The following is a 21,284-nucleotide window of genomic DNA, read 5'->3' on the forward strand; positions in this document are numbered from 1 at the left end:
TAGATGATCAGACCGCCCGTAAGTTATCCCCCTCGTGGAGAAGAGTTCCCGACGGGATCTCTTCTGGAAGGGTGAGTAAGAATTATTTGGAAATCGTCCCTGAGAGTTCGCCGCGTCGCAGAATGTCTCTAAGCTCTTTGCAACAGGCAGCGCTGAAGACTGCAAGAGGATCCGCTTTGGCAGCCAGGGCGGAGGAACGGATCTGATCAACGGTGATATTTGGCTCGCCATAGTGGCGAACGATCATCTTCACAAACTCTTCGGCTGCTCTTACTACGGGTGGAGTAGCCAGAAGCCGGATGCGACTAACCAAAGCATAGAGCGCAACGAGTTCATTCAATTCACTAAGCTCATGGATCATGGCGTCGGCGTAGAGGCGCGAGGCGTTTTGAATGAAATCGGAATAAAGGCTTTCTCTCAACCCGAGTTGCCGGTTGAGCAGATCTCGTTGCGTGATGCTCTTTTGAAGCACGTAGTTACTCAAAATCGGGGCGAATGAACCGAGCGCTGTCCCACTCAAAGCGGCGATGACGTTCAGTGCAGCGGGGTTCATCATCTCAGTTTCTAGCTCCTTCCCGCGCTGGCGGGAGAGTGCGGCTTTCCATAAGTAGAGTAGGCTGCTAACGTGGCATTTGGCCGATCGTCCGCTTGAGGTCTCCCTTGGCGAGCGAAAGGCTGAGCATGGCTTCCAGAAGGGAAGCCTTGGTCGACGCAAGTTTGGCATGGGCCTCGGCCTGAGACGAAGCAAGGGAGACACTTTGCTCATACTGCCGGTCAGCAAGACGAGCAGCCTCGGTGCGCACACCCAATGCCTCTTCAATAACCCTCACCAGGCTCTCAGACTGTTCTACTCTGTCGTATGCAGACTCTACCTCGATGTCTACCTCATCCAACGTCTTGTCCAGATTTGTCTGAGCCTGAGCGAGCAGCGTTCTGGCATCTTTGATCTCGGCGTTTCTACGTCCTCCGTCAAAGAGGTCATAAGTCAGGTTGAAACCAAATGTGCCGAAGTTATGGACGAGCAGAGGTACACCGCTCTGGTAGCTGTAACGCGCGAGACCGGTGACATCCGGAATATAAGCATCCTTGGCCGCGCCCAGTCCTGCCTTCGCTTTCAGGACGGCCTGTCGCGCGATCAGGATGGCAGGGCTCTGTTCCCGTGCGATGTGAAGGCAATCTTCACGACTCGGGACCGAAAGCGGCTGGATCGAGGTATCCGGATCAAGTTGTGGCTTTGCGCTTAAGGGTAGCCCCAGAAGATCGTCGAAAGAAAGCACCAGGGTATGTATGGCCAGACTCTGTGTGAGTACCGTTTGCTTCGCTTCAAGGACGTTGGCTCGTCCTTCCAGAATTGCGACATCGAGTGCGCGCCCCTTTTCTACGGCGTCCATATTCTCGCGACTCTTCAGTTCGCTGGCAGTCACTTCACTACTCGCAGCCTGTAGCTTGAGTTGAGCGACCAGAAGGTCGAAGTAGAGCTTCCGAACCTTGAGCGCGATGCCGTTTTCCGCTTCCGTGAACTGGAGCTTCGCCGTGTCGATATCGGCTGTCGCTGCGCGGTTCGATTCATGAATCTTGAACATCTGTGTCAGTGGCTGTGTCAGTTGTGTGCCACTCGTATACGACGTGGCTGCGCCTTGATCGATGAACAATGTTTTCGCAGGAATCGCGCCAGTCGCAGAGGGAACACCGAACGCACCACGTGGAATCTCTACCCCGGCAAGTTCTGTGATATGAGTTACTTTGGAATCATTCGAGATGTGAGGGAAATACGCTGAGCGCGTCACTTCCTTCTTATGTTCCATATCATCGATCGAAAGTCCGGCGAGTCGGAGGGTACGATTCTGCTTCAACGCTAGATCAATCGCCTGTGGCAAAGTCAAAGAGATCTGTGATGCCTCTTGCGCTCTCCCGCTCAAAGGAATCGTGAAGAGACCTGCAGCGCATACGATGGCTGCCAGCAGGTTCTTATGAGCGGTTTGGTTTGTTCGATTGCGTTGCATATTCGATCCTTGGACGCGTTCATTTCTTTAAGCAGGGAGAGAGGGTGTTGAGACGACCTGCCGATATTGCAAAGGCACTTGCGTCATGCATGCGACAAGAAGCAGGCAGCCTATCGTCGACCACGCGACGAGTATGAAAGCATCGGTGATAGCCAAGGTGAAGGCCTGCTGTCGGACTTGTAGAGCCAGTATCTCTGCGGCTCTCCCAGCTGCATTCGCCGCACCCGTGGTGCGGCTGGCCACGCCTGCGCTTAGTCCAAGGAGTCGCTGGTCCGTTGGCAGAAGTCCCCACTGAACACCCAGCCCCAGCATGTTGGAATGGAACTGTTCTCGCACGGGAATAAAGTGCTGCATAAAGGCAGTGCCTGCCTCTCCACCCAGGAGGCGCACCGTTTGAAAGTAACCGGCAAAGGTCAACACGTCGATTGGCCGTGTGAGAGCGCCGGAGCTAAGAACTTCGAGTATGATCGCGCCCACCATTGCGTTGAAGGAAAGTGCGAACCCGATAGCCATCACCAATTGTGACGGCCAGAAATTGCTTCCCGACCAGGCAGAGGACAAGCCCGCATTCATCATGCATGCGATCGCGACCAGTGCGAACCCTGCGGTAAGAATGAGCCTTGCGTCGATGTACTGGACGAGGTAGACGGCAAGGATGCCGAAAAGGCACTGGGGAAGAGCGACCCAAAGCAGCACGGGTCCGGTCTGCAGGGGCAGGTAGCCTTTAACGGAGCCAAGATAACTGGGAATAATCAGGACGGTAGTCAGCATGATGAAGCGGAAGAAGATCAGTACGCCACCCAGTAAGAGGGTGTTACGCCTCGCAAGGAAGGCAAAGTGCACAAGCGGGTTGGGCATGCGTAGTCTGCGAACTACCGTTACCAACAGGAGAAAGAGACCCGAGATGACGAGGCTGACGATTGTTCCGGAGTTCAACCAGTCGAGCCGTTGCCCCTGATCGAGGGCGATATAGAGCAATGAAAATCCGAAGCTCGCATAGAGGAAGCCTCGCCAGCTTGGCTTCGGCTGACCTTCCTTTGGCTGCGGTAAAGGCTGCCACGGAATGCCGAAGTAGATCAGAACCATCATGATGGGTGTGAGCACGGCGCTGTTCCAGAACACCCATCGCCACGAGAGATGGTCGATATACCAAGGTTCCAGAGAGGTGGCGAAGTTGGTAGTGAAAAGGATGTCTACTGCATATGCGCCGATGCCGAAGAGAACATACTTCGGGGGAAGATTACGCAGGACGAAGGAGAGCGTCAGAGGGTAGAACGTGCCGGCAGTGAGACCTGCCAGGATAAGCAAAACGATCAGAACAGGAAGGCTGCTGGCGAACGGTAAAAGCAGGCTGATGACGGTAAAGATTGCAGCACAGGCGAGAAGCACCCGCCTGGATCCAAGCAGACCACCAAGATAAACAGAGAAGGGGCCGATGAACATCAGAGATGCATTAAATGCTGTACCTATCCACGATGCTTCATCTGTCCCGAGGTGAAGTGCGCCGCGCAGGTCCGCCAAGCCGACGCTGATGAGTCGTCCTGTGCAAGTAGCGATCATCGCTCCGAAGAGCACACCGAGAACCCCCAGGAGTGGATGGGTTGAAACGTGGGAGGTGCTCTCCGAGGGGGTAGGAGTGGAGACAGGAAGAGCGCTCACGGTTTTTGCACCTCGGATCTCGCGTGAGCCGAGGTGTGGACCGTCACAATGACGGAGAAGCCTGGCCGAAGTCCTGCGGGTAACGTGTGTCCCGGATCGAGCTTGATCTTGACTGGAATTCTCTGGACGACCTTGGTGAAGTTGCCGGTGGCGTTGTCGGGCGGCAACAGGGCGAACTGCGAACCGCTTGCCGGTGCAATCTCTACCACCTTTCCGTGGAGGACAGCATCTGGAAACGTGTCGACTCGGATGTCGGCGTCATCACCTCGCCGCATATTGGTCAGTTGGGTCTCTTTGAAGTTCGCTTGAATCCAAACGCCGCCCTGCACTAGATCGATCACTTGCATTCCGGGAGCCACCAACTGGCCTACCTGTACATGACGCTCACCGACTACCCCCCCAGTTGGGGCCGCGATGTGCGTATAGCCGAGATTCACCTGGGCAACCACGATGCCTGCCTGCTTGGCCCGTATGTCGGCCTGGTATAGAGCGTCTTGTGTGTTGAGCGCGACACGCTGCCGCTTCTCGGCTTCTACGAGCGTACGGCTACTCGATAGGGCAGCCTGGGCACGCTGAAGGTCAGCCTGGCGGCTTGCAAGCAGACCGCTAAAGCGGGTAGCATCCGCGATCGCAAGTTCGTATTGCTGATGAGTGGTTGCTCTTGCATCCAGTAGTGCTTGCTGGCGTGTCCGTTCCAGGTCGCTACGCGTCACATCTGGTTGGACAGAGTCTACGCCCGCCTGGGCCGCTGCCATCGCAGCAGCAGCTTGCTGCACCATGGCTTCTGCGTTCTGCACTTTCGCGTCCTGAATCTGTTTGGTGGCCTGATTGTTCGCCAATGCCGCCTGCGATCCTGCGAGCGCTGCTTCTGTTTGCGCCAGCGTTGCCCGGTAGTCCGCATCGTCAAGTTCGACGAGCGTTTGGCCAGGCACTACCGCCTCATAATCCTCGACGTCGACCTTCTTGACGGTTCCCGAGATGCGGGTGCTCATCGGTGTCATGTCTGCCCGCACGTATGCGTCGTCCGTTCGCTGCTCCGCGCTTCCGCCCTGCCAACTCGTCCAGTGGCCCTTGATGGTGAACAGGAGCGCCGCAGCGGTCCCCAGAACCAGGACGGGAATGATGATCGCTCGCTTCGACATTGCTTCAGTGACCTTCCTTGAGGGCTTCCAGATTGCAAGCTTCCATTGCGTTTACAGAGTCGCGAGGCTAATTCATATAGCTCTTACGGCATGGCTTTATTTGCGGATCAATGAACTCCAAGCACACTGCATGGGGCTTCCTGGGCTAGCTCATAGACAGTGCTCCATAGTCTGGCAATGAATAAATCGCGCTGATGAAGACCGACGACCAGAAGGTCCGCCTTGTGTGCTCGTAAAAGTTTCACGATTCCATCCACGGCGGAGCCTTCGACAAGATGGGATTGCAATTCGAGACCGTTGTGACGAGCTAATACGCGCGCTCTTTCCTGCAGGTCGTCGTAAAACTCTATGCGGTCTGTCTTCAAAACCTGGGGTAGAGCGGGGTCGGCTGCACTGGCAAACGTCGTGTACGAGGGAAGCTCTGCCATGACCGTGATCGTCTCCAGCTCCGCGTTCACGCTCCTGGCTAGCTGAATGGCGGAAGCTAGTGCTCGTTGTGCTTCTGCGGACTCGTTGTACGCAACCGCGATCTTCCTGAACATATCCACCTCCGTCGTGCAGCGCGCCCGAAGAACGACGCGCTTCGACCTCTCGGAACACGATTCTGTATGTAGAGTTAGCTTGGCAGATTGGGGAATGGATTACAGCGTAAGCAACTGTTAGCTCACTGTTAGGATGGCACGATGAATGAACGAGGAGCTCTCAAGCTCTTGATGTGTTCTTGGTTATTGTTTGCTGTGGCATCGGTCTATTCCTGATCGAGATTTTCCGATGAGCTCTTGCCATAGCTTGCGGCTGCCCGTAACAATGCATCCTTGAGCTTCTCGTCCGTTAGCGGTTCCACAATGACGTCATAGCCGCCCGCTTCGAGCACTCCAGACCAGAGTTGAAACGTGGCCGAGTGGGCATATACCAGAATCGCTGGCTTCGGGCTCAACATCACCACCTCTCCCCATATTGCCCACCAATCTTCCGTGTTCGGAAGAGAGGCCGGAAGAAGGACGACTTGATAGACTTCTCCTGCTCGGATGTGAGGAGCCAACTGTGCCGCGCTATTCACTAGAACCGGAATCATGCCGAAGGAGATAATCTGGCTCCGGATCTGCTCTTGTATTTCCGGAGCCACTACCGCAAGTATCCTTATCTGTTCGGCTTTCTCTGGCATAATGCCCTCACTGGTGTAGAAAAGAATGCCAGATCCATAGCTGCGGATAGAGTGTGCAACTGTTAGATAACAGTGAGGACGAAGCGACGTTTTGTCCGTATGGATAAGATAAAAGTGCGATACGAGATACCTGTGTTGCGATTTTCCGCCGGTCTATTTCGTGTGAAGTAGCGCAAAGTCGTGTGAATTTGTTGGATGTGGGACGCAGGATGAGGAGCTGAGGGCTTTGGGCAAACGCATAGAGAATAAAGTCTCCGATACGGCAATTCGTCAGGAGCTGAACAGGATTCTGCGCAGTCCGATGTTCGCTCAGTCCGAGCGGCTCTCCCGCTTTTTGCGATATACCGTGGAACACGTGATCAGTGGCCGGGATGAATCGCTGAAAGAATACGTGATCGGCACCGAGGTCTACGATCGGAAGCCACCGTATCATCCGAGCCAGGATTCGATCGTTCGTACGGAGGCGCGCCGGCTGCGTTCGAAGCTTAAGGAGTATTACGAGCTGGAAGGGACCGAAGATCCGATCTTCATCTTCTTCCGGCCCGGCAGCTATATCCCGGTGTTTCGCATGAAGGATTCGGAGACGAGTTATCAGGTCGTTGTCGATGGCCCTCAGGATGAACTTTACGTGGATGGGACCGGCGTTGCCGTCGCCGTTGTTCCATTTCTCGATCTGTCTGGCCAGCCGCTCTCCGGCCGATATGCGCTTGGTGTGGCGGACGAATTGATTCACGAGCTAATGCAGAGCGAAGGGTGCCGGGTTGTCTCTGCCAATTCGATCGCGCAACTGGGAGCCTTCGCCTCCGATGTTCCCGGTTTGGCGCGTAAGTTGGGTGTCCAAATCATCTTCGAGGGAACCGTTCGAGAAGACGGGAACCGGGTACGAGTGACTGCAAGAATCGTAAACGCAGATGGCTTCCAACTCTGGTCGCAGCGTCTCGATGCAGAGGCTGATCCCGCGAAAGCGTTTGAAATGCAGGAGCAGTTTGCGTCTGCACTAGTAAGCCGGGTGCGCCCGCAGCAATCGGCCGTTTTGACCGCAAAGGCCACGGCAAGCCCGCTTCTACTTTCCGTCTATCCCACTCTATTAAAGGGTGAATCGCTTATCGAAGAGGGCGTGAGCACGGAGGTACAGGCAGCCCTGGCTAAGTTCCGCGAAGTTGCTGAGAGTACGCCCAATTACGCGAGGCCTTTTTGCGGAATTGCCCGGTGTCACGTCTGGATGGCGCTTCACGGTGCCTCGCGGTCGCACGAGCATATTGTGCAAGCGAGGTCGGCAGCGGAGACAGCGATCACTCTCGATCCGCAGATGGCGGACGCACATACGTCCATAGGAAGTGTTCAGGCCCTTGAGTGGAAGTGGGAAGAGGCGGAGGGCAATTTGCGCAAGGCGGCTGAGCACAGGGCTCACGCCGCCGGAAGCCGGCAGCTTGCAATGTTTCTGACGCTACTTGGGCGCTTTGATGAAGCTTGTCTTTACCTGGACAGTGCGCAGAGAATCGATCCCTTCTCGTATCTGCAGAAAACAGCTCGAGCACGTTTTTTCTACCTGAGCCGGCGCTATGATGAGGCGTTGGAGCACTTCACAGAGCCTCTGCGTCATGGGCCCATTCCACTCGACGCTCAGCTATATTTAGCCCAATCTTATGCTGGGCTTGGGAAACATCAGACTGCGCGAGCGCTTGCGCAGCAGGCGCAACGTTGTATCGGAGTTCATCTACCGACATTGGGTTGGATTGCTGAGATTTATGCCTACTCTCAGGACCGGGCTTCGGCGGAATCTCTTATCGAGAAATTCGGTCTTCTTTTAGCAGGCGCCGAATTGAGCAAGTATCGCCAGGCGCGCCTGGCTGCGGCTTTGGGCGATCAGGAGATGGCCTTCGCGTTCTTGTCTAGCTCGTATGAGGGAAGGGAGGCCGAGCTACCCTCTCTAGCGGTAGAACCTCGTTTCGATTCTCTTCGTCGCTTGCCAGAGTTCGCGGAGCTGATGCATAAGACTATTCCCACGCGTCTTGCTTGAGACTGTGACCCGCACTCGGGCCTAAAAAGACCTTTAGAGAACCATCCGTAGAGCGCTCGCGCGTCTTCGGAATGGACAACCCGAAAGGGTCGCGAAAAGACCACCGCAAAGTAGTTAGTGATTTCTGGAGACCGCTCTAAACTCACTCAGTATAGAAGCCCTTATGTTGGCTCGATCATCCACGAGCAGATTTACGTTACGATTCTTATCTACTGATGAGTATGCATTAGCTATGTTTGGGCTTCTCTACCTCTCCATTGGGCGCATCGATAACGCCGTTACAACGAAACGGAACTCCCGATTAGGTAAGTGCAAGGGATGCTGGAGCGTCCGTAATACTTGAGAAATACGAGGTGCGACCATGCTGTCTTCGCTGGGAAATTACAAACCTTCGAACCAATTGGAAGAATTAGATCAAAAACCTCACGGCTTTCGCATATTTCGAGATGCTGGAGTCGAAGGGGCGGTAGTTGATGCATCTCTTTGCCTAGACAAGCTGGAAAGCGTCGAAACACCTGGACCCGTGATTCGGCAGCAGCTCAACCATATGTTGCAGAGCAGGGTATTCATTCAGTCTGAAAAGCTTAGCGGATTTCTGCGTTTCATCGTGGAGCACGTTCTCGATGGCAACCAAAACTTCTTGAAAGAGTATGTTATTGGGGCCGAGGTCTATGACCGTAAGCCTCCCTATCACCCAAGTCAAGATTCGATTGTGCGGACCGAGGCCCGCCGGCTGAGAAGTAAGTTGAAAGAGTATTACGAGACCGAGGGCAAGGATGACCCCGTTTATGTCTACCTTCGTCCCGGAAACTATATCCCGGTCTTTCAGTACAGAGAGGCTCTCGCGGGCGTAAAAGCTTCGACAGTAGCTGATGGTCGAGTCGTATTGGCGAAAGCCTCGGCAATTGCGATTGCCATCCTACCCTTCAGCGACCTATCGGGAAACTGCATGTCGTCGATGTATGCGCGAGGAATAGCAGATGAGCTTGCCTATACCCTCATCCATACCGAAGGCTGCAAAGTGGTGTCATCTTTTTCTGTAGCCCATTTGAGTGCGCAGGAACAGGATGTGGCCGTCCTGATGCGCAAGGTAGGAGTCGATATTGCATTTGAAGGAAGTGTAAGGGCAGAGAGCAACCACATTCGCGTCACGGCCAGTGCCATCGATATGGCCGGATTTCAGTTGTGGGCAAAACGAGTTGACGCTGATATCAGCTTACATACGCATTTCAGAATGGAAGAACAAATAGCCTCTGTGCTGTCCAGCGGATTTAGCTCTGTGCTTAGCGGTTGTCAGCGCCGAAGCCTTCCCTGAAGAGAGTTCCACATCGCATCTCGGTAGCGCAGCGTCACAGCGTGTGGGCTATAACCTGACCGGGCGCAGGGATGTAACCCGGGAGTCCAGGGGGCCATCGACCCGTTCGTGTGGTGAGAAAGACCACGTACTCCGTCCGGATGAGGACCCTGCACACGATGTCATCACAGTGAGCTAACGGTTACTAACCTACCCGGAGAGGGCGCGGACTGCCATCATCGTTACTGTAACGGCCTGCACGGGGAGACCATTCAATGACACCGCAGGTCGTGCAGATACCAGTCCTAACTCTTGGCGATAGTGCTCTGGTAGAAAGGTGCATCGATGCTCTTTGAAACTCGGATGGTTCCGCGCGGCATTCCGGTTCCAGCGCTATCGCATGCTTCTCGTCTCCAACTGCTCTTCTCCGACTCTCATAGCCCTACTAATATCTTTGCGCCAGCAGGAACCCCCGCCCACTCCATCTTCGGTTTGTCGATGCTGGTGCTTGGCATAACGACGGGACTCTTTATTGTCGTTGGTGGCATCCTGCTTTATGTTCTTTTACGCTTTCGTCATCGTGCCGCCGACCCGATGGCGGAGCAGGAACCAGCTCAGATCTACGGCAGCAAGCAGATTGAACTGTCCTGGACGGTTATCCCGATTCTGATCGTGGTGATGTTGTTTCTCGCTACCACTCGCGTCATTCTTTCCACGGAACGCGCGACCAAACCTCCCGAAGCATTAGACGTCGTGGTCATAGGGCACCAGTTCTGGTGGGAGTATCGCTATCCAAAGTTCGGAATCGTGACAGCCAATGAACTTCATATTCCAGTGAGCGACCCGAAGCATCCGACGCCAACCTATCTCACGATGTCTTCTGCCGACACCGATCACAGCTTCTGGATTCCTCGTCTCGCTGGCAAGACGGATCTGATCCCGAACAAGGTGAACACCATGTGGATCGATCCGCAGGAAGCCGGGCTCTACCTTGGTCAATGTGCGCAGTACTGCGGGACGCAGCACGCCAAGATGTTACTGCGCGTTTACGCCGATACGCCCACAGAGTTTGCCGCGTGGACCGCTCAACAGAAGCAGGCGGCGGTCCAGGAACCGAGTGTTGCGGCAGGGCAGGCAGTCTTCCAGCGCAACGCCTGCATCAGTTGCCATACCGTCAAGGGCACCGTTGCGACGGGCAGGTTTGGTCCGGACCTGACGCACGTCGCGAGTCGGGACACCATCGCCTCCGGAGCCGTGCCCAATACACCAGCGAACATTCGCGCCTTTGTTGGCGACCCCGCGCACTTCAAACCTGGGGCGCTGATGCCACCGATGCACCTCAATGACCGCGACCTTGATGCCGTCACGGCATATCTCGCGACGTTGAAATAGACAGGGAAAGGGAAGAGCCAATGGCAACGCGGACCGCTATCCTCGATCAGACACCACGGCCCATCGCTCGCCCATCTCTGTTGGAGACGCTGCACGACTGGCTGGCCACGGTCGATCACAAGAGGATCGGTTTGCTGTACATCGGCTACGCTCTTTTCTTTCTGGTGGTCGCCGGATTTGAAGCCATTCTGATACGTATCCAACTCGCAATCCCGAACAATCACTTCTTATCTCCGCAGGCCTTCAATCGGCTCTTTACGATGCACGGCACGACGATGGTCTTCTTCGTCGGGATGCCGATTCTGTTTGGCTTCGGCAACTACCTTATCCCGCTCATGATTGGTGCGCGCGACATGGCGTTTCCGCGGCTGAACGCCTTCAGCTTCTGGGTCTCGGCCTTTGGTGGCACACTGCTTTATTTCAGCTACCTCGGCGGCGACGGACTCTACGGCGCGGGAAGCGCCCCGGATGTTGGTTGGTGGGCCTACGCACCGCTTACTGCCCATGCCTTTTCACCCGGTCACAGCACGGACTATTGGACGCTCGCCGTTTTGCTGAGTGGTATCGGAACCGTCGGCACGGCAGTGAACATTGTCGCGACCATCATCAGCATGCGCTGCCCTGGGATGAAGATGGGCCGGATGCCACTGCTCGTCTGGCTCTATCTAGTCACGTCCATGATGGTTTTCGTTACGGTCAGCCCATTGACCGCGGCCCAAATCATGCTGATGCTCGACCGCTATCTCGGATCGCACTTCTTCGATACACAGGCAGGCGGATCGGCCGTTCTTTGGATGCACTTCTTCTGGATCTTCGGACATCCCGAGGTCTACATTCTTGTTTTGCCAGCGTTTGCATTCGCCAATGAGATCATCCCTGTCTTCTCGCGCAAGGCGGTCTTCGGGTACGCAGCCATGGTGGCGGCGTCAGTCGGTATCGGTTTCGTCAGCCTGAGCGTGTGGGCTCACCACATGTTCACGGTAGGCATGGGGCCGGGAGCCAACACCTTCTTCACTTTTGCGACGATGGTCATCTCCGTTCCAACCGGCATCAAGATCTTCAACTGGCTCGCGACGCTGTGGGGAGGAAAGATCCATTTCACCGCAGCGATGTTGTTTGCGATCGGATTTCTCTTCCAGTTTCTTCTAGCTGGACTAACCGGCATCATGCTGGCTGCCGCCCCCTTCGATTGGCAACTGGGAAACTCCTACTTCGTTGTAGCCCACTTCCACTACGTTCTGGTGGGAGCGATTCTCTTCATGCTCTTCTCGGCGTTCTATTACTGGTTTCCCAAGATGACCGGACGCATGTTGAACGAGAAATTGGGTAAGTGGCACTTCTGGATCTTTTTCATCGGCTTTCACCTCACCTTCGACCTCATGCACATCCCAGGCATTCTCGGTATGCCGCGACGGATTTACACCTATGAGGCGGACCGGGGTTGGACACTGCTGAATATGCTTGTCTCCTGCGGCGGCTTCATTCAGGCCATCGGCACACTGATCTTTGTTTACAACATGATCTTGTCTTACTTCAAAGGCGCAGTCGCCGGTGCTGATCCGTGGGACGCCTGGACACTTGAGTGGTCGACAACCTCTCCACCACCCTCCTATAACTTCGCGAAGATTCCAACCGTCGAGAGCCGCCGCCCGCTCTGGGACCTCAAACATCCCGAGGACTCGGATAGCAGATATGAGTAGGGGAGGGAAAGCAGCATGAACCAGGCAGCCATCATCCCGCAGAGTGAGATCGAAGACTGGCAGTTGCCCTCGCGCGGCATCGTCGGCATGGCGTGCCTCATTCTCGCGGAAGCGGCAATCTTCCTCATCTTCGTCGTCGCCTATCTCTTCTATATAGGCAAGAGTCTTAGCGGGCCGACGCCACACGATGTTCTCGAACTGCCTGTCTTCACCAGCATCTGCCTTCTGTCGAGCAGTCTCACCGTACATCTCGCGGTCACTTCACTTCACAAGGGAGCACAGTCGCTCTGTTCCCTCTGGCTGGGGGCAACAGTGCTGCTCGGAGGCATCTTCCTGGTTGGCACGGGCATGGAGTGGCATCACCTGATTTATCGCGATGGCTTGACCATTCGCACCAATCTCTTCGGCACAACGTTCTATTCGCTCGTAGGACTTCATGCAACTCACGTGATCGTTGGTCTCTTCATGCTCTCGCTAGCGCTGCTCTTTTCTTTGCGCGGCCAGATGAGCAGCAGAGATACCGGGCGGCTTGAAGTGCTCTCGCTCTACTGGCACTTCGTCGATGCCGTCTGGGTCGTAGTGTTTCTCGTGGTCTATGTACTTGGCAGATGAATCCGAAGTCCTGAAAGGAGAGATCGTGCAACCAGGTCGCGAACATCTTGATGCGAACGTAGTTCATCTTCCATCGCCGACAGCGTGGCCGATGGTCCTTGCTCTTGGGATCTCGCTCATCCTGGCGGGCATGGTCACAAATATTGTTGTTGGCCTTCTTGGTCTCCTGCTTGTCATGATGAGCAGCTTCGGCTGGTTTATGCAGGTGCTTCCCAGAGAACAGCACGAAAGTATTCCGGTAGACGTTCAGGAGGTAAAGGTCATCAGCAGCCGCACGCTGATGGAACGGTTTCCCACCAGCGCGGAGCACCGCAAAATCCTTCCCATTGAAACCTTCCATATAGTGACTGGGATCAAAGGCGGTATCGCAGGCGGCGTTGCCATGACTGTTCCCGCTGCCCTCTTCAGCTTGCTCCGCTATCACAGCGTCTGGTATGCGGCCAATTTGCTCGCTGCTGGTGGATTTATTAGCTGGGCGGGCGCGAGTGATGCCTTTCTGAGTGAGTTCCATCTCAACGGTCTGCTCGCTGCGATCGTGATCCACGGACTCACTTCACTGCTCGTAGGCCTTCTCTACGGAGCAATCTTGCCGATGTACCCAAGGCATCCCATCGTCACCGCCGGTTTGACGATACCGCTTCTGTTCACCGGCATCATGTATTCGGTTCTAGGTATCGTGAGTCCCATCCTGAATACACGCATTGATTGGTTATGGTTCGTCCTTTCACAGGTTGCCTTCGGTCTAGTGTGTGGTTATGTCGTCAACCGGCATGCCAGGATCCGCACACCGCAGTTCAGGGCGTTGCCATTCTCCATCCGCGCCGGTATTGAATCCGACCGTGGGGACCGCCCGAACAATCCAGTGGAATCCGCAAACGAGAAGGATACCCAGCGATGACCTTGCGCTTCGTTACCCTTTCGTTGGTCTGTCTCGGTCTGGCTCTTCTCAGCACCGGCTGCAAAAACGTGCCCGGACGACCCGGATCCGAGCCGGAAGTTGGGAGACCGGAGCAGTTGGTCAGCTTTAGGCCGCTCTATGAACAGAACTGTGCCGGTTGTCACGGGAGTGAGGGGAAGAGTGGTGCCGCGATCTCTCTCGCCAATCCGCTGTATCTAGCGATAGCGGGGAAGGCCAACATCGAACGCATCACGCGGGACGGAGTTGCAGGCACCATGATGCCGGCCTTTGGCCATCTTGCCGGAGGCATGTTGACCGATCAGCAGATCGCCGTTTTGGCGCAAGGAATGGTTGAGGCATGGGGGCGCCCCAATGCGGTGGCCGGTGCGACTGCTCCACCGTATCAGAATGCTTCCGTCGGCGATCCGGTGCAGGGTCAGAAGGCCTTTACTGTCTTCTGCGCTCGTTGCCACGGCACCGATGCTGCCGGTATCGCAACAGGTAAGACAAGGTATACGGGTTCGCTCGTCGATCCGGCCTATCTCGCATTGGTCAGCGATCAAAGCTTGCGCAGCACGATCCTTGCCGGACAGCCGGAGACGGGTATGCCCGACTGGCGCTCCGACCTCGTCGGTACCGAGGCGCGTCCCATGACGGATCAGGAGATGACAGACACGGTGGCATGGCTCGCGAGCCATCGCGTCGCGATGCCGGGCCAGCCATATCAGAAGTGAGTAACCCAGAAGAGCAAGCGGAGACCAGTATGAGCGAACTGTTGCAATCCCCCGAAGAGTCCAGCAGCAACGATCTATCCCCGGAAGAGAAGGCAGCGGCGCATTCACGCCGCACCTTCCTGTTCAAGCTCGCGGTCGCGTTGAATGCTGCCGTTGGGACGGTGCTCGCCGTGCCGCTCGTAGGTTATCTTTTGGGACCGGCAACGAAGAAGGCCTCAAGCAAAGGTTCCTGGGTAACACTCGGTTCGGCCAAGGATTTTGCGGTTGGAGAGACAAAGCTCGCGGACTTTCTTAGCCCCGTCAGAAGCCTCGGCGATGGTGAGACAGGCAAGGTGGCCTGCTGGGTCCGACGCATCTCTGCGCAGCAGTTTCAGGTCTTCGCGATCAACTGCGCTCACCTTGGCTGCCCGGTGCGCTGGTTCGCTCAATCGAAACTCTTCATGTGCCCATGCCATGGAGGGGCGTACTACGAAGACGGTTCCCGCGCCTCGGGTCCGCCCGAGCGAGGCCTGTTTGAGTACAGGTACAAGCTCGATGGTGACTCCCTGTCGATCCACGCTGGTGATATGCCAACACTCGCAACGCAAGCTGCATGCAAAGAGAAGCCTCTAGTCCAGATAGAACCAGCCGCCACCGAGACGAGGTCCAAGCCATGGCAAGCCTGAAGCAGCGCGGACTCACCGCCGCATTCAAGACCTATGAGTGGATCGAGCACCGTCTTGGTCTCATTCAGCCCATAAGCAAAGCAGCCGCTCATCCGACACCTGCGAACAACGCGAGCTGGTGGTATGTCTTCGGCAGTGCGGCCACAGTGCTTCTCATCATGCAGGTGATGACGGGCATCTTACTTGCGTTGATTTACAGCCCTTCCGCCAATGAGGCGTGGGGAAGTCTTCAGTTTCTGAATCACAACGTTGCCCTTGGCTGGTACGTTCGCGCGCTCCACGGCTGGGGTTCAGACTTCATGATCGCCATCGTGCTCATCCATATGGTGCAGGTCTTTCTTTTTGGAGCTTTTAAATTTCCGCGAGAGCTGACCTGGATCGTTGGGATCGGGCTTCTTCTGCTCACGCTTGGTATGGCCTTCACGGGGCAGGTCATGCGCTTCGACCAGGATGCGTACTGGGGTCTCGGCATCGGGGCTTCCATCGTGAGTCGAGTCCCATGGATCGGTGCGCCCCTGGTCCACCTCATGCTGGGTGGACCAATCGTAGGGGCCGCTACGCTTTCGCGCTTCTTCACGCTTCATGTCTTCGTGATCCCAGGACTTCTGCTCGCCGGGGTGGGCGTGCACGTTTGGATGGTGCTGCGCCACGGTGTTAGTGACTGGCCCATGCCCGGAAGAATCGTTCGCAAGTCGACCTACGAGCGCGAATATCATGAACTGGCTGAGAAGACAGGCATCCCCTTCGTGCCGGATGCAGCCTGGAAGGACGCAGTCTTCGCCGCCGCCATCATGTTCTCCGTCATGGCCTGCGCCTTCTTCTTCGGACCCTTCGGTCCAGGCGGCCCGCCCGATCCGACGATCATTCAGACTGCACCAAAGCCTGATTTTGCCTTTCTCTGGATCTATGCGGTGCTTGCCTTTCTGCCGCCTTCGATCGAGACACCTGTCATCCTCATAGTCCCCGTGCTTGGCATAGCTGGGCTGCTTCTGCTGCCTCTCTTCGCAAGCGAAGGCGAACGCCACTGGGCGCGGAGACCCGTCGCCGTCCTGACTGTCTCGGTTCTTGCAGTGTCCCTCGGCATCTTTACCCGGCTCGGGACATACACTCCATGGAGCCCGGTGATGGATGCCTGGACGGCCGATCCAGTCCCTTCGAAGTATCTGCTTCATCGCACTCCCATAGAGCGTCAGGGAGCGCTCGTTCTACAGAACAAACAGTGCCGCAACTGCCACGCCCTGGACGGTCGGGGAGGGCAGCGTGGTCCTGCGCTCGACGAGATCGCGATACGGATGACGGAAGATCAGATCATTCGTCAGGTGCTGCAGGGCGGCGGCAATATGCCCGCCTACGGCAACGCGCTGAATCCATCGGAGACGAAGGCGCTGGTCGGTTTTCTGATGACGTTGCGCGGGAATAACCTCGAACCGGCCATAGACTCATCGCGTGAGTTGACCCACATCAGCGAGTTGCAGTTGCTGCAACCGCCGCAGCCCGTCAGAAAGGTCCGATAGCGATGCCCAGTGCTGCGCAGGAGGTCCTTGCCGATTGGTCTTTGCCTCTCTGGTTGACCCTTTCGCTCCTGGCGATAGCGATCCTCTATGCGCGTGGCTGGTATGCGATCCGAAAGACGCGCCCAGAGTACTTCCATGTTCTGCGGCTCATCTCTTTCCTCGCTGGATTGGTGATTCTTTGGGTGGCCATCGGATCCCCGCTGGATGGTTTCGCCGACGCGATGTTAAGCGCTCATATGTGCGAACACCTTCTCCTGATGTCCGTAGTGCCTCCGCTTTTACTCTACGGTTGGCCAGTTGTTCCGCTGCTGCGTGGAGTGCCGTCAGCACTGCGTCCGTTGATGATCCCGTTCATCCGCTCATCGTTCCTGCGTCGCCTGGGCCACTGGTTGGTGATTCCATTGGTCGCATGGCTGGCGATGAACCTGACCTATCTTGGCTGGCATGTTCCTGCTGCCTACGACTTCGCACTTGAGCATGAGGACTGGCATGCAATAGAACACATGTGCTTTCTCGGAACATCGATCTTGTTTTGGTGGTGCATTTTGAAACCCTGGCCATCGGAGAGGCACAGCAGAAATTGGGGAATTCTGATCTACCTTATTTCAGCGGACGTGGTGAATACGATGCTCTCCGCCTTCCTGGCATTCTGCGGACGTCCGGTTTACTCGTACTATCTCAATCGACCCAATCCATTTCAAATCTCGTCCGCGGATGACCAGGTTCTGGGAGCGGTCATCATGTGGGTCCTGGGTTCGCTGGCATTTCTTGTTCCAGCAGTGCTGATCGCCTATCGACTGATCGAAACAAAGGATCATGGGAGTTCTCGCCCATTGCCTGAGGCTCGCCGTGCAACAGTACATTCGTGATGCGAACGTATCAGCCTCAGTGATTTGGCCAGACAACGCGCCGCTGCCCGAAGAGGCGAGCGTCGACAGAGTATGCTCCGGCACCCAGCAAGGCTAGCGCAACGCAGACCGAAACAGTTACCGTGCTTGCGGCCAGTGTCTCCTGATGAAGCAGGAAGGGGAGCGTCATGGAGATCACTGCTGCGAGGCTTGAAGCGGCTACTGTGAAAAGTCCCAGCGCGAGGAAGATTGCAAGGATCATGATCGATACAGAAAGCACGCTGGCGTCCCCACGAGAGAGGTTGTTGCAGGCGACGGCCACGAGCAGGCCAGAGGCCGTAATACGTAGAAGCATTAAGCCCAGACCGGAATGTCCCCTCGGAAAATTCAACATGTACCAAGGCTAGAGAGCCCCGTTGCAGCCTGTAAGCTCACGAAGGGTAATGGAGCAGCAACCCTTTCGGGTTGCCCTCGCAGCAGTAGTGCTACCTTGAGTGAAACCCCATGCAGTACGCCGCAGAAGCTATCGCAGCTCAGAACGATGAAAGACGGATGCGAACGTGAGTCTTAGATCACATCACGCCCTGGCGCTCTTGCTCGTCCTCTTGCGAGCTACTGTGTCGTATGGCCAGGGCCTTGGGCTTCAACCAGCATCGTTCTCTCCTGAGATGAAGCCTGTTGTGGCTCACATGAAATGGATGGGGCGCGACGGAGCGCCAGAAAATATCGCGGCGCTAGCTCAGACCATAGATGGATATCTGTGGCTTGGAACGCCACTTGGTCTCTACCGCTTCGATGGTCTCCAGTTCGCAAGCTATCCGATGACGACCATGGAAGCTAAACTGCCGGCCCTCGACATCGATGCGCTAACTTCGGATCTTGACGGTGGCCTATGGATTGGTTTCAGGCTCAGTGGTGGCATCAGCCACCTCACGAGGGATGGTGTTCTCACCAGCTACGACAAAACCAACGGGCGTGGACCGAAGTCCGCACTGAAGATTGTCGTGCGAAGCGATAAGTCGGTCTGGGCGATCGCAGATAACAAGCTTCTCGTTCTGCGGGACGATCATTGGGAGGATTTTGGAAAAGCGCATGGTTTGCCGGATGAGCCCCTCTGGAGCCTCTTCTTCGACAGCCACGGCAATCTCTGGACCTCCGCGCGCCAGAAGCTCTTCGTGCTTCATCCCGGCCATGGTGCATTCGATCTCTACCCAACCAAGACCTTCATCATCGTGGACCTGGCCGAGGCGCCGGACGGACAGATCTGGCTAAGCGATGGTTGGCGCGTCATCCGTCCTCTTGAGCCAAACTCCTCAGACACAGAGATCCACGTACCAAGCTACACACGCACCTTGATCGAACCTTCCGGAACCATGTGGATGGCCCAGGATTATCGCGGGGTGTCTCACTTTAAAGTCGCGATCTTTCACAAACCTTCTAGCCCGCTCGTCGAAGAGACCGATCTGAGCTCGGAGCAGACGAACTCGATCCTGCGAGATCGCGATGGCAATATCTGGGTAGGCACCTCGCGTGGACTCGACCGCTTTCAGTCTTCTCCGCTGAAGTCTCTCAGAAATACTCGCGTCGAATACTATCCCGCCCTTGCGGCAGACGCGCAAAGTGGTGTCTGGATTGCCATGCTGGCGCATCCCCTAGTGCACGCGTCCGGAGATACGCTCACAGCTATGGGACGAGAAATTGGCTCAAGCCCTATGGTCTGCGACGATCAGGGACGTGTATGGCTGGTGGACCCCCTCTTCAATATGCTCACCAAATATGAGGGTGGCAGGATGTTCCGCTTTCCCGTCCCTGACGAGATTCACCGGGTACCAGCGCAAAGTATCGGTCTGGACTACGACGGGGCATTGCTCATCTCCTTCGACGAGTTTGGCCTGTGGCGTTTTGACGGTCACTGGCAGCAGATCCACAACGCGAGTCTGCCCACGGAACATCCGCTCACGATCTTCCGTGACAAGGAGCGGCATGTCTGGCTCGGCTATCCGGATAGCCGCATCGCGATGCGTGATGAACATGGTGTCCACACATTTACGACGCATCAAAGTGCCGACCTCGGGAATGTCCTTACTTTCGCGGTCTCGCACGACAGACTCTGGGCCGCGGGAGCCAATGGTCTCGCCTATTTGGATCATGGAGCCTTCCGGCGCGTCTCTCTCAATGGGGCAAGTGTCCTTCGAGGTACTTCGGGAATCGTGGAAGATCCGTCCGGAAGCCTTTGGCTGAACACAAGCGTGGGTATCGTCCGCATTCGCGCGTCAGAGTTGAACAAGCTATCGCACGGACCAATGTCCTTCGACTACGACATTCTCGACGACCGGCAGGGAGTCGAAGGCACAGCGACACAGATCAAGCCCACTCCCTCAGCCGTAGCTGACAAGAACGGTCTGTTGTGGTTCTCTATGTCGGGTGCCATCTACTCGGTCGATTCTGAAGCTCTCTCTCTGCGCAAGTCCGTTCCGGTATTGTCCCTGCAGAACGTCTCTATGAATGGCATAACCATCATGGACCGGGAGCATGCGCCCACGCTGGTTACGACAAGTGCCGCCTCCCTGAAAGAGCTCGAGATCGACTACATCGGCATCGACCTCTCCGCGCCGGAGAAAGTCTCTTATCAGTACATGCTTGAAGGTGAAGATAAGGCATGGCGCGAAGTAGGCAACCGCCGCCAAGCCTTCTACACCTACCTTCGGCCTGGCAGCTATCGTTTTCGCGTGCGCGCATCGAACGGAGCTGCACCATGGCAGGAATTTTCCGCACCGCCTGTCATCACCATCACGCCCGCCTTCTATCAAACGGTCTGGTTCTATCTTCTTTCTGCAATCGTTGCTCTGACGCTTCTCTATCTGCTCTATCTCCTCCGTGTGCAATATCTCACGAATCTTCTAAAAGATCGCCTGAAAGAGCGCTCGGATGAGCGTCTGCGTATCGCACGCGCATTGCACGACACACTTCTCCAATCCGTACATGGTCTAATGCTCCGCTTCCACTTCGCTGCTCAGACACTGCCAGAACATACTCCCGCGCGGCAATCGTTGGAGGTAGCTCTCGTCCGTGCCGACGCGGTCTATCTCGAAACCCGTAGCCAGGTCGAATCTCTGAGGGATGAAGTTGCGGAAGGTGCAGACCTCGTGAGCCTCATTGCAAAGCGTGCACAGGAGATGGAGATCCAACAGAGAATGACGTTCCAGATCGTAGAGAACGGACAGCGCCAGGCTCTGAATGGAACGGCTCAAGCGGAGCTCTACCGCATCGCCAGCGAAGCGCTTACTAACACCGTCCTTCACGCCAGGGCTGCAGGCGCCGAGGTGATCCTGACCTACGGGGGCTCTGAACTCGTGATGAAGTGTTGCGACACGGGCGTCGGCCTTCCTCCTCTTGTACTCGCCACCGGCCAGCGCACCGGACATTGGGGACTCATCGGCATGCGGGAACGTGTCGCTACGATCGGAGGCAGGTTGCAGATATGGAGCTCTCCCGGCGGTGGAACCGAAATCGAGATCCGTGTGCCCGCCAGGAGAGCCTATCTCTACCCCAGCGCGCGCCTCGTGTGGTTGCAACGACTCCTGCAATTTCGTCGCACCGCAACCGGGTTGGACTCCGAACCTGAAATGGAGTCCTGA

The 21,284-nt window shown here is 56.1% G+C and carries 18 protein-coding genes; 11 read left to right on the plus strand and 7 right to left on the minus strand.

Features of this window, described 5'->3' with window-relative positions:
- Nucleotides 1–82: 82 nt before the first annotated feature.
- From ACIPR4_RS08580 to ACIPR4_RS08605, 6 genes are all read right to left on the minus strand, one after another.
- Complete coding sequence (locus ACIPR4_RS08580) at nucleotides 83–556, minus strand: hypothetical protein (RefSeq protein ID WP_013568266.1); 474 nt, start codon at nucleotides 554–556, stop codon at nucleotides 83–85.
- A gap of 64 nt (nucleotides 557–620) precedes the next feature.
- Nucleotides 621–2,003 (minus strand): TolC family protein, encoded by a 1,383-nt coding sequence (locus ACIPR4_RS08585; RefSeq protein WP_013568267.1) that lies wholly within the window; start codon nucleotides 2,001–2,003, stop codon nucleotides 621–623.
- A gap of 27 nt (nucleotides 2,004–2,030) precedes the next feature.
- Nucleotides 2,031–3,662 (minus strand): MFS transporter, encoded by a 1,632-nt coding sequence (locus tag ACIPR4_RS08590; RefSeq protein ID WP_013568268.1) that lies wholly within the window; start codon nucleotides 3,660–3,662, stop codon nucleotides 2,031–2,033.
- Nucleotides 3,659–4,804, minus strand: a complete 1,146-nt coding sequence (locus ACIPR4_RS08595) for an HlyD family secretion protein (RefSeq protein ID WP_013568269.1) — start codon at nucleotides 4,802–4,804, stop codon at nucleotides 3,659–3,661. Before ACIPR4_RS08595 ends, ACIPR4_RS08590 begins: the two co-directional genes overlap by 4 nt.
- 107 nt (nucleotides 4,805–4,911) lie before the next feature.
- Nucleotides 4,912–5,346, minus strand: a complete 435-nt coding sequence (locus ACIPR4_RS08600) for a universal stress protein (protein ID WP_013568270.1) — start codon at nucleotides 5,344–5,346, stop codon at nucleotides 4,912–4,914.
- Between the two features lie 206 nt (nucleotides 5,347–5,552).
- Nucleotides 5,553–5,969 carry a hypothetical protein gene (locus ACIPR4_RS08605; RefSeq protein WP_013568271.1) on the minus strand — a complete coding sequence of 139 codons (417 nt, stop codon included), beginning with the start codon at nucleotides 5,967–5,969 and terminating at the stop codon, nucleotides 5,553–5,555.
- A gap of 226 nt (nucleotides 5,970–6,195) precedes the next feature.
- Between ACIPR4_RS08605 and ACIPR4_RS08610 the strand changes: the two genes are divergently transcribed.
- From ACIPR4_RS08610 to ACIPR4_RS08655, 10 genes are all read left to right on the plus strand, one after another.
- Complete coding sequence (locus ACIPR4_RS08610) at nucleotides 6,196–7,989, plus strand: tetratricopeptide repeat protein (protein ID WP_013568272.1); 1,794 nt, start codon at nucleotides 6,196–6,198, stop codon at nucleotides 7,987–7,989.
- A gap of 361 nt (nucleotides 7,990–8,350) precedes the next feature.
- The gene (locus tag ACIPR4_RS08615) at nucleotides 8,351–9,304 is read left to right on the plus strand and encodes a hypothetical protein (RefSeq protein WP_013568273.1); all 954 of its coding nucleotides are present in this window, start codon (nucleotides 8,351–8,353) and stop codon (nucleotides 9,302–9,304) included.
- Nucleotides 9,305–9,628: 324 nt separating this feature from the next.
- Nucleotides 9,629–10,675, plus strand: a complete 1,047-nt coding sequence (gene coxB / locus ACIPR4_RS08620) for a cytochrome c oxidase subunit II (RefSeq protein ID WP_013568274.1) — start codon at nucleotides 9,629–9,631, stop codon at nucleotides 10,673–10,675.
- 20 nt (nucleotides 10,676–10,695) lie between these two features.
- Nucleotides 10,696–12,375 (plus strand): cytochrome c oxidase subunit I, encoded by a 1,680-nt coding sequence (ctaD, locus tag ACIPR4_RS08625; protein ID WP_013568275.1) that lies wholly within the window; start codon nucleotides 10,696–10,698, stop codon nucleotides 12,373–12,375.
- Nucleotides 12,376–12,390: 15 nt separating this feature from the next.
- Nucleotides 12,391–12,987, plus strand: coding sequence for a cytochrome c oxidase subunit 3 (locus ACIPR4_RS08630; protein WP_013568276.1), 597 nt, complete (start codon nucleotides 12,391–12,393; stop codon nucleotides 12,985–12,987).
- A 25-nt stretch (nucleotides 12,988–13,012) separates the two neighbouring features.
- Entirely contained in the window at nucleotides 13,013–13,885 is an 873-nt protein-coding gene (locus tag ACIPR4_RS08635; RefSeq protein ID WP_013568277.1) for a hypothetical protein, read from the plus strand.
- Complete coding sequence (locus tag ACIPR4_RS08640; protein ID WP_013568278.1) at nucleotides 13,882–14,619, plus strand: c-type cytochrome; 738 nt, start codon at nucleotides 13,882–13,884, stop codon at nucleotides 14,617–14,619. Before ACIPR4_RS08635 ends, ACIPR4_RS08640 begins: the two co-directional genes overlap by 4 nt.
- A gap of 29 nt (nucleotides 14,620–14,648) precedes the next feature.
- Entirely contained in the window at nucleotides 14,649–15,284 is a 636-nt protein-coding gene (locus tag ACIPR4_RS08645) for a QcrA and Rieske domain-containing protein (protein WP_013568279.1), read from the plus strand.
- Nucleotides 15,272–16,798 carry a cytochrome b N-terminal domain-containing protein gene (locus tag ACIPR4_RS08650; protein ID WP_013568280.1) on the plus strand — a complete coding sequence of 509 codons (1,527 nt, stop codon included), beginning with the start codon at nucleotides 15,272–15,274 and terminating at the stop codon, nucleotides 16,796–16,798. Before ACIPR4_RS08645 ends, ACIPR4_RS08650 begins: the two co-directional genes overlap by 13 nt.
- Nucleotides 16,799–16,800: 2 nt before the next feature.
- The gene (locus tag ACIPR4_RS08655) at nucleotides 16,801–17,667 is read left to right on the plus strand and encodes a cytochrome c oxidase assembly protein (protein WP_013568281.1); all 867 of its coding nucleotides are present in this window, start codon (nucleotides 16,801–16,803) and stop codon (nucleotides 17,665–17,667) included.
- A 16-nt stretch (nucleotides 17,668–17,683) separates the two neighbouring features.
- Here the strand turns inward: ACIPR4_RS08655 and ACIPR4_RS08660 are convergent, their stop codons facing one another.
- Nucleotides 17,684–18,001 carry a hypothetical protein gene (locus ACIPR4_RS08660; RefSeq protein ID WP_041586004.1) on the minus strand — a complete coding sequence of 106 codons (318 nt, stop codon included), beginning with the start codon at nucleotides 17,999–18,001 and terminating at the stop codon, nucleotides 17,684–17,686.
- A 205-nt stretch (nucleotides 18,002–18,206) separates the two neighbouring features.
- On the opposite strand from ACIPR4_RS08660, the gene ACIPR4_RS08665 reads away from it, so the two are divergent.
- Complete coding sequence (locus tag ACIPR4_RS08665) at nucleotides 18,207–21,284, plus strand: sensor histidine kinase (protein ID WP_013568283.1); 3,078 nt, start codon at nucleotides 18,207–18,209, stop codon at nucleotides 21,282–21,284.

It is taken from the genome of Terriglobus saanensis SP1PR4, assembly GCF_000179915.2.
In the GTDB taxonomy this organism is placed as follows: domain Bacteria; phylum Acidobacteriota; class Terriglobia; order Terriglobales; family Acidobacteriaceae; genus Terriglobus; species Terriglobus saanensis.

Coding starts and splice junctions, on each gene's coding strand:
- ACIPR4_RS08580 (WP_013568266.1), bottom strand. CDS start 556: ATGATGAACCCCGCTGCACTGAACGTCATCGCCGCTTTGAGTGGGACA.
- ACIPR4_RS08585 (WP_013568267.1), bottom strand. CDS start 2,003: ATGCAACGCAATCGAACAAACCAAACCGCTCATAAGAACCTGCTGGCA.
- ACIPR4_RS08595 (WP_013568269.1), bottom strand. CDS start 4,804: ATGTCGAAGCGAGCGATCATCATTCCCGTCCTGGTTCTGGGGACCGCT.
- ACIPR4_RS08600 (WP_013568270.1), bottom strand. CDS start 5,346: ATGTTCAGGAAGATCGCGGTTGCGTACAACGAGTCCGCAGAAGCACAA.
- ACIPR4_RS08605 (WP_013568271.1), bottom strand. CDS start 5,969: ATGCCAGAGAAAGCCGAACAGATAAGGATACTTGCGGTAGTGGCTCCG.
- ACIPR4_RS08615 (WP_013568273.1), top strand. CDS start 8,351: ATGCTGTCTTCGCTGGGAAATTACAAACCTTCGAACCAATTGGAAGAA.
- coxB (WP_013568274.1), top strand. CDS start 9,629: ATGCTCTTTGAAACTCGGATGGTTCCGCGCGGCATTCCGGTTCCAGCG.
- ctaD (WP_013568275.1), top strand. CDS start 10,696: ATGGCAACGCGGACCGCTATCCTCGATCAGACACCACGGCCCATCGCT.
- ACIPR4_RS08630 (WP_013568276.1), top strand. CDS start 12,391: ATGAACCAGGCAGCCATCATCCCGCAGAGTGAGATCGAAGACTGGCAG.
- ACIPR4_RS08640 (WP_013568278.1), top strand. CDS start 13,882: ATGACCTTGCGCTTCGTTACCCTTTCGTTGGTCTGTCTCGGTCTGGCT.
- ACIPR4_RS08645 (WP_013568279.1), top strand. CDS start 14,649: ATGAGCGAACTGTTGCAATCCCCCGAAGAGTCCAGCAGCAACGATCTA.
- ACIPR4_RS08650 (WP_013568280.1), top strand. CDS start 15,272: ATGGCAAGCCTGAAGCAGCGCGGACTCACCGCCGCATTCAAGACCTAT.
- ACIPR4_RS08655 (WP_013568281.1), top strand. CDS start 16,801: ATGCCCAGTGCTGCGCAGGAGGTCCTTGCCGATTGGTCTTTGCCTCTC.
- ACIPR4_RS08660 (WP_041586004.1), bottom strand. CDS start 18,001: ATGCTTCTACGTATTACGGCCTCTGGCCTGCTCGTGGCCGTCGCCTGC.